Source organism: Blautia schinkii (assembly GCF_013304825.1).
Lineage (GTDB): Bacteria > Bacillota > Clostridia > Lachnospirales > Lachnospiraceae > Blautia_A > Blautia_A schinkii_B.
Genome location: NZ_JAAWUO010000019.1, coordinates 43,835 through 60,764 on the forward strand (window position 1 = coordinate 43,835; position 16,930 = coordinate 60,764).

General features: G+C 44.6%; 13 protein-coding genes and 1 riboswitch. Of the genes, 9 read left to right on the forward strand and 4 right to left on the reverse strand.

The window, feature by feature from the left end; translation table 11 throughout:
• Window positions 1–82 precede the first annotated feature (82 nt).
• From HFM85_RS13755 to HFM85_RS13785, 7 genes are all read left to right on the forward strand, one after another.
• Window positions 83–1,402, forward strand: a complete 1,320-nt coding sequence (locus HFM85_RS13755; protein WP_119239680.1) for an ABC transporter substrate-binding protein — start codon at window positions 83–85, stop codon at window positions 1,400–1,402.
• 83 nt (window positions 1,403–1,485) lie between these two features.
• Window positions 1,486–2,346, forward strand: a complete 861-nt coding sequence (locus tag HFM85_RS13760; RefSeq protein WP_119239679.1) for a carbohydrate ABC transporter permease — start codon at window positions 1,486–1,488, stop codon at window positions 2,344–2,346.
• A gap of 1 nt (window position 2,347) precedes the next feature.
• Entirely contained in the window at window positions 2,348–3,178 is an 831-nt protein-coding gene (locus HFM85_RS13765; protein WP_173738793.1) for a carbohydrate ABC transporter permease, read from the forward strand.
• Between the two features lie 199 nt (window positions 3,179–3,377).
• The gene (locus HFM85_RS13770) at window positions 3,378–5,192 is read left to right on the forward strand and encodes a sensor histidine kinase (RefSeq protein WP_173754688.1); all 1,815 of its coding nucleotides are present in this window, start codon (window positions 3,378–3,380) and stop codon (window positions 5,190–5,192) included.
• Window positions 5,170–6,654: a response regulator transcription factor gene (locus HFM85_RS13775; protein WP_173738795.1), complete on the forward strand. Its 1,485-nt coding sequence runs from the start codon at window positions 5,170–5,172 to the stop codon at window positions 6,652–6,654. Before HFM85_RS13770 ends, HFM85_RS13775 begins: the two co-directional genes overlap by 23 nt.
• Window positions 6,655–6,709: 55 nt before the next feature.
• Window positions 6,710–9,871, forward strand: coding sequence for a glycosyl hydrolase (locus HFM85_RS13780; RefSeq protein ID WP_173738796.1), 3,162 nt, complete (start codon window positions 6,710–6,712; stop codon window positions 9,869–9,871).
• A gap of 68 nt (window positions 9,872–9,939) precedes the next feature.
• Window positions 9,940–10,057, forward strand: a riboswitch (FMN riboswitch).
• Window positions 10,058–10,197: 140 nt separating this feature from the next.
• Window positions 10,198–10,833 carry an ECF transporter S component gene (locus HFM85_RS13785; RefSeq protein ID WP_119239674.1) on the forward strand — a complete coding sequence of 212 codons (636 nt, stop codon included), beginning with the start codon at window positions 10,198–10,200 and terminating at the stop codon, window positions 10,831–10,833.
• 124 nt (window positions 10,834–10,957) lie between these two features.
• On the opposite strand, the gene HFM85_RS13790 is transcribed toward HFM85_RS13785, so the two are convergent.
• Window positions 10,958–12,352, reverse strand: coding sequence for an MATE family efflux transporter (locus tag HFM85_RS13790; RefSeq protein ID WP_119239673.1), 1,395 nt, complete (start codon window positions 12,350–12,352; stop codon window positions 10,958–10,960).
• Between the two features lie 150 nt (window positions 12,353–12,502).
• Here HFM85_RS13790 and HFM85_RS13795 point away from each other — a divergent pair, with 150 nt between their 5' ends.
• The gene (locus HFM85_RS13795; RefSeq protein WP_173738797.1) at window positions 12,503–13,114 is read left to right on the forward strand and encodes an NUDIX hydrolase; all 612 of its coding nucleotides are present in this window, start codon (window positions 12,503–12,505) and stop codon (window positions 13,112–13,114) included.
• Between the two features lie 48 nt (window positions 13,115–13,162).
• Here the strand turns inward: HFM85_RS13795 and HFM85_RS13800 are convergent, their stop codons facing one another.
• The 3 genes from HFM85_RS13800 to HFM85_RS13810 all read right to left on the reverse strand — a co-directional run bounded on the left by HFM85_RS13800 (window position 13,163) and on the right by HFM85_RS13810 (window position 15,265).
• The gene (locus HFM85_RS13800) at window positions 13,163–13,684 is read right to left on the reverse strand and encodes a hypothetical protein (RefSeq protein ID WP_173738798.1); all 522 of its coding nucleotides are present in this window, start codon (window positions 13,682–13,684) and stop codon (window positions 13,163–13,165) included.
• 112 nt (window positions 13,685–13,796) lie between these two features.
• The gene (locus tag HFM85_RS13805) at window positions 13,797–13,940 is read right to left on the reverse strand and encodes a hypothetical protein (RefSeq protein WP_173738764.1); all 144 of its coding nucleotides are present in this window, start codon (window positions 13,938–13,940) and stop codon (window positions 13,797–13,799) included.
• Between the two features lie 14 nt (window positions 13,941–13,954).
• Entirely contained in the window at window positions 13,955–15,265 is a 1,311-nt protein-coding gene (locus HFM85_RS13810) for a uroporphyrinogen decarboxylase family protein (protein ID WP_173738799.1), read from the reverse strand.
• Window positions 15,266–15,412: 147 nt separating this feature from the next.
• On the opposite strand from HFM85_RS13810, the gene HFM85_RS13815 reads away from it, so the two are divergent.
• Window positions 15,413–16,900, forward strand: coding sequence for a PucR family transcriptional regulator (locus HFM85_RS13815; RefSeq protein ID WP_173754690.1), 1,488 nt, complete (start codon window positions 15,413–15,415; stop codon window positions 16,898–16,900).
• Window positions 16,901–16,930: the final 30 nt, after the last annotated feature.

Consider the following 16,930-nt stretch of genomic DNA (forward strand, 5'->3'; position numbering starts at 1 on the left):
TAATCCATGTATTTTTTATGTCCAAATTGTTAAAATAGCATCATCAAATAACGGAGAACGTCAAAATAAAGGAGGACGAAACATGAAAAGAAAGATGCTCAGCGTTCTGCTCTGTGCAGCGATGATGGGAACAACACTGGCAGGTGCAACAAGCGTACTTGCAGCTGACGACAAAGATTCCGACAGCAAATGGGAGTACAAAGAGGCCACTCTTACATTTCTGATCGATTCGGACACAGCATCATCCGGATATCAGGCAGTATTTGATCTCTGCGAGAAAGAGACAGGTATCCACATTGAGACAGAGCTTCGTGCATCAGGCGGTGACGGAGACAACCAGGTAAAAACAAGACTTGCATCCGGCGATATGACAGATCTTTGTGGATACAACTCAGGAGCGAAACTTAACGAGCTTGATCCGGAGAGCAACTTTATCGATATTTCCGGCGAAGAGTGGGCCAGCCGTCTGGACGATACATTCGCATCTGCAGTAAGTGCAGGTTCTGATTCCGCAGTATATGGTGTTCCGCTTACAGCTACAAACCTCGGATGTATCCTTTATAACAAAGACCTCTATGAGAAATATGATCTCGAGGTTCCGGACACATGGGAAGATTTCCTTAAAAACTGTGATACACTGAAAGATGCTGGTGAGACAGCAGTGATCGGATCTCTTGGAGATTCCTGGACAATTCAGGTTCCATACCTTGGAGATCACTACAACGTACTTGCAGCAGAGCCGGATTTCTCAGAGAAATTCGAAGCTGGTGAAGCTAAATACGCTACATCAGAGGCTGGTCTTAAGAGCTTCCAGAAAATCGCTGACCTTCAGCCATACTTTAACGAGGATTACACAGCAACTACATACGCAGATGCATGCGATAAGCTTGTAAACGGCGAGGGTGCTCACTGGTTCATTCTTTCTCAGGCACTTTCCAGCATCTATGAGCTCTACGGAGACGATGTAAACAAAATCGGTGTTATGGGTGTTCCGGGAGATGACGCTGACAACCATGGTCTTACAGTTTGGGAGCCAACAGCTATTTACGGAAACGCTAACAGTGACAAAAAAGATGATATCTTAAGATTTATGGAGTTCTATACATCTGATGAGGCACTTGACGCATTCACAGAAGCACAGAAACCAGACGGCCCATATTGTATCAAGGGATATGAGCTTCCGGATGACGCATATGACGGAGTTAAAGAGGCTCAGGAGAAATACTTTGACACAGGAAAAACAAATGTTGCAATGGAGTTCCAGACATCTGTAAAGGGAACAAACTGCGAGTATATCTGCTCTGAGGTTGCAACCGGACAGTCTACAGCAGAGGAAGCTGCAAAAGCTTACGATGAGGACTGCAAGAAACAGGCAACACAGCTTGGACTTGACTGGAAATAAGTAAATGTGTGTCGGCCGCTTGCGCTGCAGGCGGCCGGCTTTAATGTCAGCCAGACATCTGGAAATCGGAAAGGAAATGAAGCATGAACAAAAAGAAAATATACAGTTTATGGTTTCTTCTTCCGGCAGTACTGATTTTCGTGATCTTCTTCATCATCCCGATGGTGACATCACTGTTTTTCAGCTTAACTGTATGGGATCTGAAATCATTTACATTCTGCGGCCTTGATAACTATAAAACATTCTTCAGTGAAAACTCCTTAAGTATATCTGTAAAAAATACGTTGATCTATGCAGTCCTTACAAGTGGACTGAAAGTGATCATTGCATTCTTTATTGCATTGTTCCTGACAAGTAAGATCAAAACAAAAGATTTCTTAAGATCTCTTGTATTTTTCCCGAACCTTGTCAGTGCGGTAGCAATCGGTATTATTTTCAAAGCACTGATGCATCCGAGCAAGGGACTTTTCAACACAGTTCTTGCAGCCATTGGAATTTCCGGACCTAACTGGCTGGGTGATACACACCTTGCCCTGTTTTCCGTAATTGCGGTTGATGTATGGAAAGGTGTCAGCATTTCCACAGTAATCTTTATTGCCGGCATCACATCTATTGATTCCAGCTATTATGAAGCTGCTTCTATCGACGGTGCAACCCGCTGGCAGACTATTCGAAACATCGTAATGCCACTGGTTCGTTCTTCAACAAATACCATTATCACACTTTCCCTGATCGGCGGACTTCGCTGCTTTGATTTGATCTGGGCTATGACAAAGGGTGGTCCTGGATTTGCAACAGACGTACTTGCATCCGTTGTTTACAAACAGTACGCAGCAGGCTTCTTCGGTCTGTCTACAGCAGGAAACGTTATCATGTTTGCGGTAATTGCGATCATCGCATTCCCGCTTCAGAAGTTCCTTAACAGCAGGGAGGTGTACAACTAAAATGAAAAAACAGAAAAGACTTACCTTATTAGGAGACATCCTTGGATGTGTTTTCGGTATTCTCATTTTTGCAGTACCGTTTCTCTTCATGCTGATCAATGCACTGAAGGACAGAAAAGAAGCAAACCTTCTGAGACTTTCCCTTCCGACTGAGTGGATGTGGAGCAACTTCAAAGAAGTATTTTCCGCAAATAATTATCAGATCATCACAGCATTCAAGAACAGTATTATCCTTACTGTAGGATCCCTGATCGTGCTTATCATTGTAGGATCCATGGCCGGCTATGTTCTTCAGAGAAGATCTGACAGACCTGTAAAGATCGTGGATACACTTGTTATGACAGGTCTTATGATTCCTCCTGCAATCCTTCCTACAATCTGGATTATGCAGGGACTTCACATTTACAAAACCATGTTTGGTATGATCATGGTTGAGACAGCACTTCAGATTCCGTTTACCATCATGCTTTACAAAGGTTTTATGAATACAATTCCTGTAGAGCTTGAGGAGGCAGGATACATCGACGGATGTACAAGAAGCAATCTGTTTGTAAAGATTATTTTCCCTCTTCTGAAACCGGTTACATCCACAATTATCATCCTGAATGCGGTAACAATTTTCAACGATTTTACTAACCCGCTGTACTTCCTTCCGGGAAATGATAATGTAACAGTTCAGCTTACTCTTTATAACTTTATGGGCAGATACTCCAGTTCTTATAACCTGCTGTTTGCAGATGTACTGATAATCACTATCCCGATGCTGATCCTCTTCCTGTTTTTCAACAAGAAGATCGTAGACGGTATGGTAGCCGGAGCTGTCAAAGGCTGATGCCAAATATGCAAAATCGGATTTGTGTGGTATTATCATAATTGAATCAACTGCGAAGCAGTTATTCGGTTATGATAAGCAAGCAGTGAATAAGGATGGTTTTATCCACCTGACATGCCATGCAGATAAAAGAAAACAGATACTCTGCTGTGACGGCAGGGTATCTGTTTTGGCAAATAAAAATATATGAGGTGTGTTTATGAAATTTCGCACAAAACTGATTTTGGGTTTTTCCATTGTAATATTTTTTATATCGGCAATCCTGGGTATAGTCTGCTATAACTATAATTCAAAAAGGCTATCTGAAAAAGCAGCTCAAAGCCTGAAATTCTATTCCAGGCAGACAGCTGCTAATGTTGATTTTACAGTAGATTCCATGAAGCATGTGACAGATTATATCCTGTCAGAACAGGATATGCTCAATGCAATGAAAACATTGCCGAAATATTATGAAAAAGGCAATTATGGATTTGGTAAAACGATAAAACATAATGATCTTCTGGATACCTTAAATACAGGACTTGCCATGTACTATATCGACAGTAATTTTTACAGGGTGATCATTTTTAATGAGTTCGGAGATGTGGCATCCAGTACAAATACCGGTTCCAAGCTTACCAATAAGGCAAGGAATACATCCGACATCAAATGGCTGGATTCAGCAACCAGAATGCATGGTAAACCGATCCTGATAGCACCACATATGGATGGCTGGGGAATCAGGGAAAGCGAGGAAGTTTTTTCCCTGGCCAGAAAAGTTCAGGGCGGAGATTTCGGATATATTGAAGTACAGTATGCTACGGATGAACTGAAGGATATATTTGAGGTTCCGGATTCCGATATTAAAGTTGTGGCGTTTCTTCCGGGAGGAGAAATACTGTATCAGTCCGAGGGACTGGCCGGCGATCTGGTAAGCTACATAAAAAAACATCCGGAAGTAACAAAAATGGATTCTATTACCGTTTCCTCGGACACAAGCATGTGGGCATCAGCATCAGAGATATCCGATAATTATGGAATCCGTGTGGTTGCCCTGGAGGAAAAAACGGAGATCGTTGCGGGTATGAAAGAGGCTGTGATGATCGCTCTGGGAATGGCTATAGGCTGCTTTGTGATCTCCATGGGTGTGGTAATCTTTATTGCCAGCAAGCTTTCCAGGCCGTTGACTGTGTTAAAGGATCAGATGGAAAATACAGGAATCGAGAATATGGATGCAGAGCTTGCAGTTCCGGATACAGATGATGAAGTGCAGGCTGTAGGAATCGCATACCAGAATCTGATGCACAGACTGAACGAATCCATTGTAAAGGAAAAACGAATGTCTCTTTTGCAGCTTCAGGCTCAGTTTGATACCCTTCAGGCGCAGGTTAATCCGCATTTTCTCTACAATGTGCTCAATGTGATATCAAGCAGAGGCATTATGGACGGTGATGAGGAAATCTGTGAGATATGCGGCTGTCTGGCAGCCATGCTCCGATATTCCACGAACACAAAGGAGAGATACGCAACAGTAGAAAAGGAGTTGGAGTATCTTGAACGTTATATTTTTCTGCTGAAATCCAGATATGAACATCGGCTGGAGGTGGAAGTGGAGTGTGAGGAATCCGTAAAACATGAGCAGCTTCCCAAGATTGTACTGCAGCAGCTGGTGGAGAACAGCATACAGCACGGATATAATAACAGCAAAAATATCATGAAAATTCACGTACATGGCTGGAGAGATGAAACGGGCTGGTACTTTGAAGTCCGGGATAACGGACAGGGGACCACGGAAGAAGTGCGTGAAGAGTTAAACGAAAAAATGAGAAAAATCCGGAAAAAGATCATGTCCAAGGGAAGCAGTATAGAGATGGAAATCGGAGGTATGGGGCTGGCGAATACCTATGCCAGAATGTTCCTTCTGTACAATAGAAGAGCAGTATTCCGGATAAGAAACCTTGAAGAGGGATTAAGTGTCATCATAGGGGTATCGGAAAAGGAGGATGAAGCCGATGTATCAGGTGATGGTTGTTGATGATGAGCCGATGGCAGCCAGTCTGATCGTCAACATTATAAAACGAAAATACAGTAATTTTGATATCATGGGAACTGCCTATGACGGTGAGGAAGCACTGGAACTGATGGAGAAAAAAGGAGAACCGGATGTTCTGATCACAGATATCCAGATGCCGGTGATGAATGGATTGAAGCTTGTAGAAGAGACAAAGAAACGTTATCCGGAAGTGCTTAGTGTGATAGTCAGCGGATATCAGGAATTTGAATATGCGAAGCAGGCTATCGCATTTGGTGTGTGTGATTATATCCTGAAACCGATCGTGCCGTCAGAGTTTGCCAAGCTGATCGTAAAGATTGAAGAGAAGCTGAGACAGAAATATTATAAGGAACGAAACGTTCTTATGCACAGGATGGTAAATGAGCTTCCTGTAGATGAAAAAGCTCTCAGAAGATACTTTCAGTCGGAAAATTATTACGGGGCGATCGTCAGGCTGAACGGACTTCCAAGCCGCTATGGGGAGCGGGGAAAAAAGGAGATTTTTTCAGATATCAATGAGATGATGTTAGCATATGGCCGTGATACCCAGGAGACGCTTTATCTCTGCCCGGGCGTGCTTGTCAGCGATGAAGATTATGAACAGATGATCCGCCGCCATATTGAAAAAGAACAGCCGGAAGCGGCTTATGTGACTACTATTATCCGAAGAAAATCAGTTCCGGCAGGACAGATTGGAGATATGGTTCGTGAACTTTACCGGGCATTGGATGCTTCCATTATTCTGGGAAAGAGCCAGACTATTATTATAGAGGATGCCGGAAATTTTCAGACACCCGGATTATCCGGGCGGGATTATGAATATCTGGAGGAGCTGGAATATCTGGCAGAAAAACAGAAGTATGACCGGCTTCAGAAGGACACGGAAATGCTGATCCGTAAGTGGGTAAAAGAAGAACATACTCAGCTCTGGATCGAAGGGCGTGTACGGCAGATCAGTTATCTGCTTCAGCGTTACAATGCAGGAAACAGGGATTACCGGGAAGCAGAATTTCTTATGGATGACATTTTTTCCGGTGCAGAGAATGTGGATCAGCTTTGCTGCGGAATTTCAGATATTTTCTTCAAGGATGTCCGTGAGGAAAGTGCTCCCGCACAGAAAGCAGACACAGAAGAATATTTTGACAGTGTAAAAGAATACATACGTAAGCATATGGCAGAACAGCTGTCACTTCATAGTGTAAGCAAAGCGGTAGGCGTTTCACAGACTTATTTAAGCAGACTTTTCCGTAAATATGAGGATGCGTCATTTAATACATATCTGACTGCACTTCGAATGGAAAAAGCCAAGAAGCTTCTTCTTCGGGAAGATAAGATGTATGTGAAGGATGTTGCGGAGAAAGTTGGGTATAAGGATCAGTTTTATTTCAGCCGTATTTTTTATTCCTATACAGGAGTGCGGCCGTCAGAATATGTTGAAAAATAAAAAAGTTGGGATGATATAACAAAAATAATATAAAACCAAAATGGAGGGTTAAGGTATGCTGTATCATAATGGGGAAAAACTTACAAAAGAGAAATTTCAGAATCCGGGCAGCGAGTACAGGGCAGCACCGTTCTGGGCCTGGAACTGCCGCATGACAAAAGCAGAGATCGACAACACTCTGGATGCGCTGAAGGCCATGGGAATGGGAGGAGGACATATACACTGTCGTACAGGAATGGACAATCCGTACTTGGGTGAGGAATTCCTGGAGTTGGTAAAATATTCCTGGAAAAAAAGCCTGGAAAAAGACATGCTCACATGGCTTTATGATGAAGATCGCTGGCCGTCAGGTGCAGGCGGTGGACTGGTTACAAGAGACCATAAATACAGAATCAGATTTCTGCTTTTCACACCGGAATGTCAGGATGGAAAAGAAATCGGGAACAGTGATCTCAGGTCATCCGGGCAGGCTGTCCGAAGTAATGAAAGGACTTTTCTGGGAAGATATCAGGTGCACCTGGAGAACGGTTATCTGGCAGAGTATGAGAAGATCAGTGAGGACCAGGAGCTGAAAGAGGGATTTCAGGAATGGTTTGCTTATCTTGAGGTATCCGGCGATAATCCATGGTTCAATAACGAAGCCTATCTGAATACCCTTGATAAAGAGGCCGTAAAGCGTTTCGTTGAGGTAACACACGAGAAATATTATGAAAATCTGGGACAGGAGTTTGGGAAAACGATTCCCGCGATCTTCACAGATGAGCCACAGTTTTCCCATAAACAGTGCCTTGATTTTGCAGATGAGAGGATGGATGTGACCATTCCTTACACCGATGATCTGGAGGATACTTTCAAGGCTGCATATGGACACAGCCTTCTTGAACACCTTCCGGAGCTGTTCTGGGAGCTTCCGGGAGAGGCTGTTTCCAGAATCCGTTATGAGTATCATGACCATATCGCAGAGCGTTTTGCAGATGCTTTTGCAGATACTATTGGATGCTGGTGCAGGGAGCATGGGATCGCACTGACAGGCCATATGATGGAAGAGCCTACTCTGGAAACACAGACAGCAGCACTTGGTGAGGCAATGCGTTCTTATCGTTCTTTCGAAATTCCGGGAATTGATATGCTCTGTGACAGAAGAGAGCTTTCCACTGCGAAGCAGGCAGAGAGTGCAGTGCATCAGTTCGGAAGAGAAGGTATGACAAGTGAGCTTTACGGCGTTACAAACTGGGATTTTGATTTCCGGGGACATAAGCTTCAGGGCGACTGGCAGGCTGCTCTTGGTGTAACTGTCCGTGTACCTCATCTGACCTGGACTTCTATGGCCGGCGAGGCGAAACGTGATTATCCGGCTTCTATCAGCTATCAGTCACCGTGGTATAAAGAATATCCTCTTGTAGAGAATTATTTTGCAAGAGTAAATACAGCACTGACAAGAGGTGTTCCTCATGTGAAGCTGGCTGTGATCCATCCGGTAGAGTCCTACTGGCTTTTCTGGGGTCCGAAGGAGCAGACAGCACCGATCCGTGAGGAGATGGATGAGAACTTTATCCATATGATCGAGTGGCTGCTTTACGGTACCGTTGATTTTGATTTTATTTCTGAATCATTGCTTCCGGATCTGAATATGGGTCAGGAAGAGGAAAAACTTCTGAAGGTCGGAGCAATGAAATACGATACTGTTCTTGTACCAAATTGCCTGACACTTCGAAACTCTACTTTGGAGATTCTTGAGAAATTCAAAGAACGAGGCGGTCGTGTGATCTTCGCAGGCCAGCTTCCGAAATATGCAGATGCCTATCCATCAGACAGAGGTGCGAAGCTGGCGCAAAAGTGTGAGACTGTGGCATTCAGCAAGTACCGTCTGCTGGAAGCTGTGAAAGGCGCAAGAGATATCGAGGTACTTGAGGATGATGGTAAACCTTCCACAAACCTGATCTACCAGATGCGAGAAGAAGGAGAAAACCGCTGGCTGTTCCTGTGCCATGTAAACCGCACAGAGAAGATTTCCGATGCCTGCATCGTGATCAATGAACTGCAGGAGCGCAGGAAAAACCAGGATCTTCCAAGAGAGGAAAAGCTTCGTATCCGTATCCGCGGAGCATGGAAGGTAACGGTGTACGATGCCATGACCGGTGAGATCTATCCGGTAAATGCAGAGTACCATAAAGGGGACACTGTTCTGAAACGGAGTATGTTTGACCATGACAGTCTTCTTCTCTGGCTGGAGCCTTCTGGTACAGGAGAAGAGAATAATGAGTTGGGTTCGGCGTGTATGTCAAAGAAGTGCAGCTGTGCGCTGGATATTTCCGACCAGGTGGAGATCATCCGCAGTGAGCCGAATGTAAGCATCCTGGATCTTGCAGAGTATGCTTTTGACGGCGGTGAGTGGCAGGATGAGGATGAAATCCTCCGCATTGATAACCGTTTCCGTGAAAAACTGGGATATCCGCTCCGTATGGAGGCTTTTGCACAGCCATGGACCAACGATAAGGTGGAAGGTTTTGAACACACTTTGGCTTTACGGTTCCATATCAATACCGAAACAGCATTAAAGGGAACATTCCTTGCAATGGAAAATGATGAGAAGACAAAGATATTCCTGGATGCAAAGCCAGTGGAAAACAAGGCTGACGGATGGTATGTGGATCACTGCATCCGCAAGATACTGATGCCGGATATGGAAGCAGGAGAGCATGAGCTGATCGTGGAGATTCCGTATAATTCCAAAGTAAATATCGAGGCCATGTTCCTTCTCGGAGAATTCTCAGTAAAGGTTGTGGGAAGAGACCAGATACTTGGCGCAGCGAGCCACAAAGCAGCTTTCAGTGATCTTACCAGCCAGGGTTATCCGTTCTACGGTGGAAATGTGACCTATCAGATTCCGTTTGTAAGCAACGGCGGCGAAGTAAGTGTCCGTGAAAACTTATTCCGTGCACCTGTAATAAAAGCATCTGTTGACGGAAAAGAGGCAGGGTATATCGCATTTTCCCCATATGAGATATCTCTTGGCAAACTGCCGGCGGGAGAACATATGCTTGAACTGACTGTATTCGGAAACAGGGTAAACACCTTCGGCACTTTGCATAACTGTGACCGGAAAGAAGACTGGTACGGACCGAATGCCTGGAGAACAACAGGTGATCTGTGGGCATATGAATATCAGATAAGGCCAACCGGACTTCTGAAAGCACCGGTACTTATGGAGCGGTAAGACGCGAAGACAGCAAAATTAAAGGTTGTAATTACAGAAAGTGTGAGTTATAATAAATTCACAAAAGAAAATTTCTTCGGGGCAGGGTGTAATTCCCTACCGGCGGTATAGTCCGCGACCCGCTTCGGCGGCTGATCTGGTGAGATTCCGGAACCGACAGTAAAGTCTGGATGAGAGAAGAACGCGCAGTATTTTTAAACGTGCTCAGTGCCCCGGGAAGAAGTTCCCGGGGTTTTCTATGTTTGGGAGAATTATTCAGGAAATTCTCGCGACATGATTTTGGCAGAAATTTTCTTTGGAATATTTCGAAAGAAGGAGAGAGAATTATGAGTGAACAGGTATTGCAGAGAGGAAACGCCATGGAAAGGAGCAGGACAAGGACAATCGCGCAGGTAGCCATGCTTGGTGCTGTTGCAGGTGTGCTGATGAATCTGGAATTTCCGATCCCGTTTCTTGCACCGTCTTTTTATCAGCTTGACTTTTCCGAGGTTCCGGTTATGGTGGGAACTTTTGCCATGGGTCCTGTAGCAGGTATTCTGATCGAGCTTGTGAAGATCCTCGTGCATCTTGTGACCAAGGGAACTATGACAGCCGGTGTCGGTGATGTTGCCAACTTTCTGTTTGGATGTGCTTATGTAGTACCGGCAGGACTGATTTATCGTTTTCATCATAAGAAGAGCAGAGTACATGCAGTTGCAGGTATGGCAGTTGGAACTGTTCTGACAGCGATCCTTGCATGTTTCATCAATGCGTTCGTACTGCTTCCGGCTTACGGTAAAGCTTTTGGAATGCCGATCGAGACTTTTATCCAGATGGGAAGCGCAGTACACAGTTCAGTAAACGGACTGCTTACATTTGCACTGCTGATCATTGCACCGTTTAATATTTTTAAATATGCAGTGACATCCCTGATCGTGTTTGTAATTTATAAGAAAATCCGTGTTGTGCTGAAAGGTGACTGATTTAAGCATAAAAGACATATTACGGATTTTGACACAGAAATGCCATGTAACGTGCAGCTGTTTGAGGCAGCGGCCGGTACATGGCATTTCTGTTTTGGTCAGCAGGTATTTTTTGTTTGAATTTCTAAATTTCCTGGTCGGATTCCATGGATTTCATAATTCCAAGTTCCTTTCTTGCAAAAACAACTGCAAGCACGAAAGCAGAAGTATCTGCGATCGGTCCTGCATACATGACACCGTCAATTCCAAGAAAGAGCGGGAAGATCACGATCAGCGGCAGCAGGAAAAGTACCTGTCTTGTAAGGGACATGATGATACCAAGCTTTGCCTTGCCGATAGAGGTGAAAAATCCGGCAGACATAGGCTGTATTCCATTGGCAAAAGTCATCAGCATAAAGATGCGGAGATATTTTTCCGCAAACTGAAAATACAGATCGTTTCCGTTTCCGAAGATGCCCACGATCTGATGTGGGAAGAACTGGAAGCAGATAAAAAATATCATAGCGATAATGGTGCAAAGTGTTACGGAACAGCGGTAAGTCTGACGTACACGGCTGTATTTTTCGGCTCCGTAATTAAAGCCCCAGATGGGCTGGGAACCCTGGGAGATTCCGATGCAGATAGCCATAAATACCTGGTTAACTTTTGAGATGATGCCTGCGCAGGCAATAGGGATATCACTTCCGTAAACAGATTCTGCTCCGTAGTGGCGGAGAATATTGTTCATAACGATCTGTACCACAGCAATGGCAATCTGGTTGATGCAGGATGCCATTCCGAGGGAAAAGATCGCACACAGGTTGGGAAACCGCGGGATCAGCATGGAACGGTCAAGATACATTTTTCGGAGTCTGGCGAAATAAAAGATCACCAGAATTCCGGAAACGACCTGCCCTGTGACTGTTGCCCAGGCTGCGCCTTTGATCCCCCAGCCGAATCCGAAGATAAAAAGCGGATCCAGGATGGTGTTGATAATGGCTCCGATCAATGTGCAGGTCATGGAATAAGTCGGGCTTCTGTCTGCGCGGATCAGGTGATTACCGCCAATGGAAAGCACATAAAAAGGAAGTCCGATGGCAGTGATCCCCATGTAGTCAATGGCGTATGGCATAACGTCCGGTGTTCCGCCGAAGAGGTGAAGCAGCGGTTTCAGGAACAAAAGCACGATCACTGCGATCACAGTGCCGAAGATTGCAAGGGAAGAAAGTCCGGTTCCTGCGATGGAGCTGGCCTTTTTTTCCCGGCCTGCACCCATTTCCAGGTTATAGTTGGACGCACTTCCGATTCCCAGGAGAAGAGCGGCTGCAGTGGAAATGATGGTTACCGGAAATGCAATGTTGGTGGCTGCATTTCCAAGCATTCCAACTCCCTGCCCGATAAAGATCTGGTCAACTATGTTGTAAAATGCACTGACCAGCATACTGATCACTGCAGGAATGGCGAATTTGGCGATCAGGCTGCCTACTGGTGCAGCTCCCAGAGGATTTTCATCCTGGGAGACAGTTGTTTGATTGTTCAATGTTTTTCCTTCTTTCTGAATAATGATTGATTATAGCATTTTTTGCGATTTGGTGAAAGCATAAAAATTGACCTTTTGTGTGGGATGGACTACAATGTGTTTATGAGGCTATGTTGTAAAAGAGAATATTTTGGAAGGAGTTTTTCTGAGATGGGTAAGATCAACAGTGTAAAAAAACTTACAGATAATAAATTCGTGAATCTTTACGGAGTGGATGCAACCAGTGTTCACAATACGCAGGTTTCGTATTTTGTGGCTTCCAGAGCGAAGGATGTGGAAGATATGAAGCTGTCCACAGGGGAAAATAATCCGGATGGTGTGATTATTTACAGTGTTTATGGAGAGAAGCATGACAAGGTAGTTCTGATTCGTCAGTATCGTTATACTATCGGCGGGTATATCTATGAGTTTCCGGCAGGTCTGGTGGAACCTGGGGAAGATTTTCATGAGGGCGCAGCCAGAGAGCTTTACGAGGAGACAGGCCTGAAGCTTGAGCCGATCAAGGTTGCAGAAGCTTTTGAGAAGCCGTATTTTACAACCATCGGAATGACAGATGAATCCTGTGCAACCGTCTATGGCTACGCCAGTGGTGAAATCAGCGCAGCAGCCCAGGAAGACAGCGAAGAAATCGAAGTTATCATCGCTGACAGAGATGAAGTACGAAGAATCCTGAAGGAAGAAAGAGTGGCTATTATGTGTGCATATATGCTTATGCACTTTTTGAAAGATGAGGAGCCGTTTGATTTTCTGAAGGAAATCTGAGAAAAATTTCAGGGGAATCTGCCATGTGCAGATTCCCCTGTCTGTTACTTACAGTTCCACGATCATTCCTGTGTCTTTATTATATTTACAGTATTTACCATTCTCAGAGATGAAAGGCTGATAGGTATCCGTGCGGTTATCTTTGACATATACGATTCCTGTAGCGATCATCTCTACCAGTGAGAAACGTTTACTGAGGCTGGAGATCCAGCGGTAGGTCTTCTGGTTGCCATCATCTGCCATGATAAGGTTATAGCCGCCCGGACAGGCCTCCAGGGAGAAGTAGACCTTCTGCGCTCTGAAGGATACTGCAAATACCTGGCCTGTGATGTAATCAGAGAAATTATCCTCCACAAATTTACGGAAGGACTGAAGATCATAGGTAACACCTGTGGTTTCATCTGTGAGCTTATCTCCGCGTTCAATACGGGCTTTCAACAGTTTCAGAACCTCGATCGTCCAGTTGATAAAGGAAATGCTGCTGTAGCTCATGCTCTCCTGCAGCTGATCTACCAGCTTCTTAGAAAGGACATTGGATCTTGACGCTTCATTAAAAAGTTCTTCGTTCATAATATTCCCTCCAGAATTTTATTTCCATGTAGGATTTTTTGTACTTTTTTGTATCTTTTATTATAAATCTGGATTATACATAAAGCAATAAAAAACATGTAAAATGACAATATTATGAACCGCCGGGAATGATATTTCCGAAATAGATCGGAAACAGAGGGTCATTGATCCATTCCTGGTATTCATACTGTTTTACAAAACGATCCGGATGACCGCCCCTGATAGTTTCCATAAAGTTTTCACGAATTGTAAGCATAAGAAACGCCTCCTTTATTTATGTCCATATGTATACAAGGTTTCAAACATTGCTTCCAGGTTTTCACGTTTGGCATTATCAATACAGCCATTTGTGTCAAAAATATATCCGCCGCCAGGTGCACAGATATCGATCAGCTTCTTTGTTTCATCAATAACCTGCTGTTTTGTGCCATGCTCCAGAATATAGATCGGAAGATTGCCTGAGATTGCAGCAGTACCGCCGAGGATTTTTTTGGCACGTTCCATATCTGCAGTCTCAAAATGGTAGATGACCTTGCCTTTAGGTATATCAGCCAGCTGTTCCAGACGGGTATTGTAGCGGCCTTCTGTGTAAATATACGGAGTAACACCCATATCGATCAGGGCAAGCATACATTTTTTGAGAGGTTTCCAGTAGATACGCTCATACTGTTCCGGACTCATGAAACCATCCATACCTTTATGAAGTGGGAAGAAAACACGTTTCACAGGAAGCGGGACACTGCGGAAATATTGCCAGGATTCAATCTGGATATCAGCCATCAGATCACAGGCCGCTTCCAGTTCATCCGGATATTCAAGCTGGTCAGTAAGGGTAGCCAGAGTTCCACGGTAGTAATCACCGATGATATCAAAAGGAGCTTCACCTGCACCTGTAAACATAGGCGGGAATCCAAGGTCAGCAAGACGGTTGGAAACTGCGTTGGAAGCGTCAGCTGCTTTTGCATCCTCCTCCCCGATCTTTGCAAGCAGAGAAAAAGCCTCCTGTGCCTGTCTGGAATAAAGGGAAGCCAGCGGGGTGGTATTCAGCACAATAGACGGAACGAAGCGGATATCAGACAGTCCCTTTAGTGCAGGAAAGGCTCTCGGGATATATTTGCGGAGCATAAAGCCTGTAAAATCCTTCAGCAGTTCCGGATATTCGCTGTCATCCATATATTCATTCTCAATAACCTGATGGGTGGAAAAATCAGGAACACTGGTTCCGGGACGTCCCGGCCAGTCGATCATGGTCGATCCGGCAAGCTCATTGGCCTTTCCGCTGGTGAAACCTGTATGTGTGGCTGCGTCCGGCTGGAATTCCTGATAGAATTTCATCAGAGCTTCCGATGCGGCAGGAAAATCATACATGGCAGCCTTATAAGAGGAGCCTTCCAGATTGTAGGGAAGAGCACCAAGCATCGGACACATCGGAATACGTTCCGGCTCTTTCAGAGCGGTGGCATCCTCTACCAGCTGGATACGTTTGGCAAATTTTTCGACAGCAGGGGCATCCTTTTCGGCTGCACGGACATTGGTTGCGAACCATGAGGAACTTGCATCAAAATTCTTTCTATCTTCCATAACAATAAACACCTCTTTCTTGATTTTTTGTATATTTCAACTATACTTTGATTATATCAGACAATTATTTTTCGTATATATCCAGGGAAAACACAGATACGAAGAAAAAAAGGAGGAAATTCGTCTGCACAGACGAAAATATAGAGTATGAAGCTGAGCATGGATATTATCGAGCAGTGGATACAAAAATATGAACCTGTATCTACCATTGTTTCCGATGAACTTACCATTGCAGGAATCCGGCTTTTTTCCTATGAGAAGACACCGGATCCGGATTATCTTTATATTGGTCGTACCGGAGATTTTTTTCAGCGTTCGCAGGATAAAGAAGTTCTGCTGGTGCACAGGAAGGATGTTATCAGCCTTCGGACAGAAGAACTGGAGGATGTTTTTGATATGGTGATGGATGCTTTTGTTTATTATCAGAAATGGGAGCAGACCATGCTTGCAGCCTTTCAGCAGGAGAACCCGGAGCAGGTGATCATAGATGCGTGCAGGGATATTTTCGGGCCTGTATTTTTTACTGATACCAGTCTTCAGGTAACTGCGTTTTCCAGACAGTATCCTAAGGGCAGTGTCAACCGGAACTGGGATGATTTCTGGGATATCGGTACATTATCTGTAGATTCACTTGTGCAGATGCAGAAGGGAAAGTATATGGAAATGCTTCCTCAGAAATGGGACTGTGAGATTTTTTATGAAGAATATACAGACAGCTATCCATGGTCTATGATGATCAGTCAGGAGAACAGTGAACATCAGCTGACAGGTCAGCTGACGATCGTCAGTCAGGAAAAATTCCGAAAGTATCAGAAACATCTGGCACAGATTTTGAAGCAGGCTCTCTGCCTTGTGGCAGGCCATGATTCAGGAAAACAGCAGGGAACGGTGGTACAGAGCCTTTTTCGGGATTTTCTTCAGGGAAGACATCTGGATGAGAATGGTTTCCGGACATTTTATCAGATGCAGGGCTGGGAGCCGTCACAGCCAGGTGTTGTGGCAATCCTGGAAAAAGATGATGCAGGTGGCCGGAATTACGGATATCAGATGTGGGCCCTGTGCAGTTATTTTCCTGAGATCGTATTTTGTCAGGATGGGGAGAGCGGGAATGGGAATATTGTCTGTGGAGTTCCGGTAAAGCAACGGAGGTTTGAAGAATCCGGTAATCGATACGGCACAGAGTTTCCGGAACGTTTTTCAGATATGCTGAAAAGACTGGGCTTCCGAATGCACTGCAGTTATCCTTTTGCAGGAATCAGGAACATGAGTATTCAGTACAGGCAGGCCAAAAAAGCACTGGAAAAAGGAGTGAAGGATTACTATAACTGTGCACTGGAAGATATGACCGCCCTGTATCGGGATTCTCTTTTAAGAAGACTTGCCATCCATCCGGCACTTGACAGACTCAGAGAGTATGACAGCCGGAAATCCACGGATTTTTATCATATCCTGCGTGTATATCTTCAGTGCGAGCGTGACAGGGTTCTTACGGCGAAGAGGCTTTTTGTGCACAAAAATACTCTTGTGTACCGCCTGAAAAGGATAGTGGAGATATTTGACCTTGATCTGGACAATGCTTATGAAAGAGAATATCTGACAGTATCATTTCTGGTAATGGAGAATTCCGGAAACTGACCGGGCGGAAAGTCATGAATGTTTAAAAAA

Excerpts from the sequence above, each read along its gene's own strand:
- HFM85_RS13765 (WP_173738793.1), top strand. The coding sequence starts at position 2,348 with ATGAAAAAACAGAAAAGACTTACCTTATTAGGAGACATCCTTGGATGT.
- HFM85_RS13815 (WP_173754690.1), top strand. The coding sequence starts at position 15,413 with ATGAAGCTGAGCATGGATATTATCGAGCAGTGGATACAAAAATATGAA.
- HFM85_RS13770 (WP_173754688.1), top strand. The coding sequence starts at position 3,378 with ATGAAATTTCGCACAAAACTGATTTTGGGTTTTTCCATTGTAATATTT.
- HFM85_RS13795 (WP_173738797.1), top strand. The coding sequence starts at position 12,503 with ATGGGTAAGATCAACAGTGTAAAAAAACTTACAGATAATAAATTCGTG.
- HFM85_RS13780 (WP_173738796.1), top strand. The coding sequence starts at position 6,710 with ATGCTGTATCATAATGGGGAAAAACTTACAAAAGAGAAATTTCAGAAT.
- HFM85_RS13800 (WP_173738798.1), bottom strand. The coding sequence starts at position 13,684 with ATGAACGAAGAACTTTTTAATGAAGCGTCAAGATCCAATGTCCTTTCT.
- HFM85_RS13805 (WP_173738764.1), bottom strand. The coding sequence starts at position 13,940 with ATGCTTACAATTCGTGAAAACTTTATGGAAACTATCAGGGGCGGTCAT.
- HFM85_RS13785 (WP_119239674.1), top strand. The coding sequence starts at position 10,198 with ATGAGTGAACAGGTATTGCAGAGAGGAAACGCCATGGAAAGGAGCAGG.
- HFM85_RS13810 (WP_173738799.1), bottom strand. The coding sequence starts at position 15,265 with ATGGAAGATAGAAAGAATTTTGATGCAAGTTCCTCATGGTTCGCAACC.
- HFM85_RS13760 (WP_119239679.1), top strand. The coding sequence starts at position 1,486 with ATGAACAAAAAGAAAATATACAGTTTATGGTTTCTTCTTCCGGCAGTA.
- HFM85_RS13755 (WP_119239680.1), top strand. The coding sequence starts at position 83 with ATGAAAAGAAAGATGCTCAGCGTTCTGCTCTGTGCAGCGATGATGGGA.
- HFM85_RS13775 (WP_173738795.1), top strand. The coding sequence starts at position 5,170 with ATGTATCAGGTGATGGTTGTTGATGATGAGCCGATGGCAGCCAGTCTG.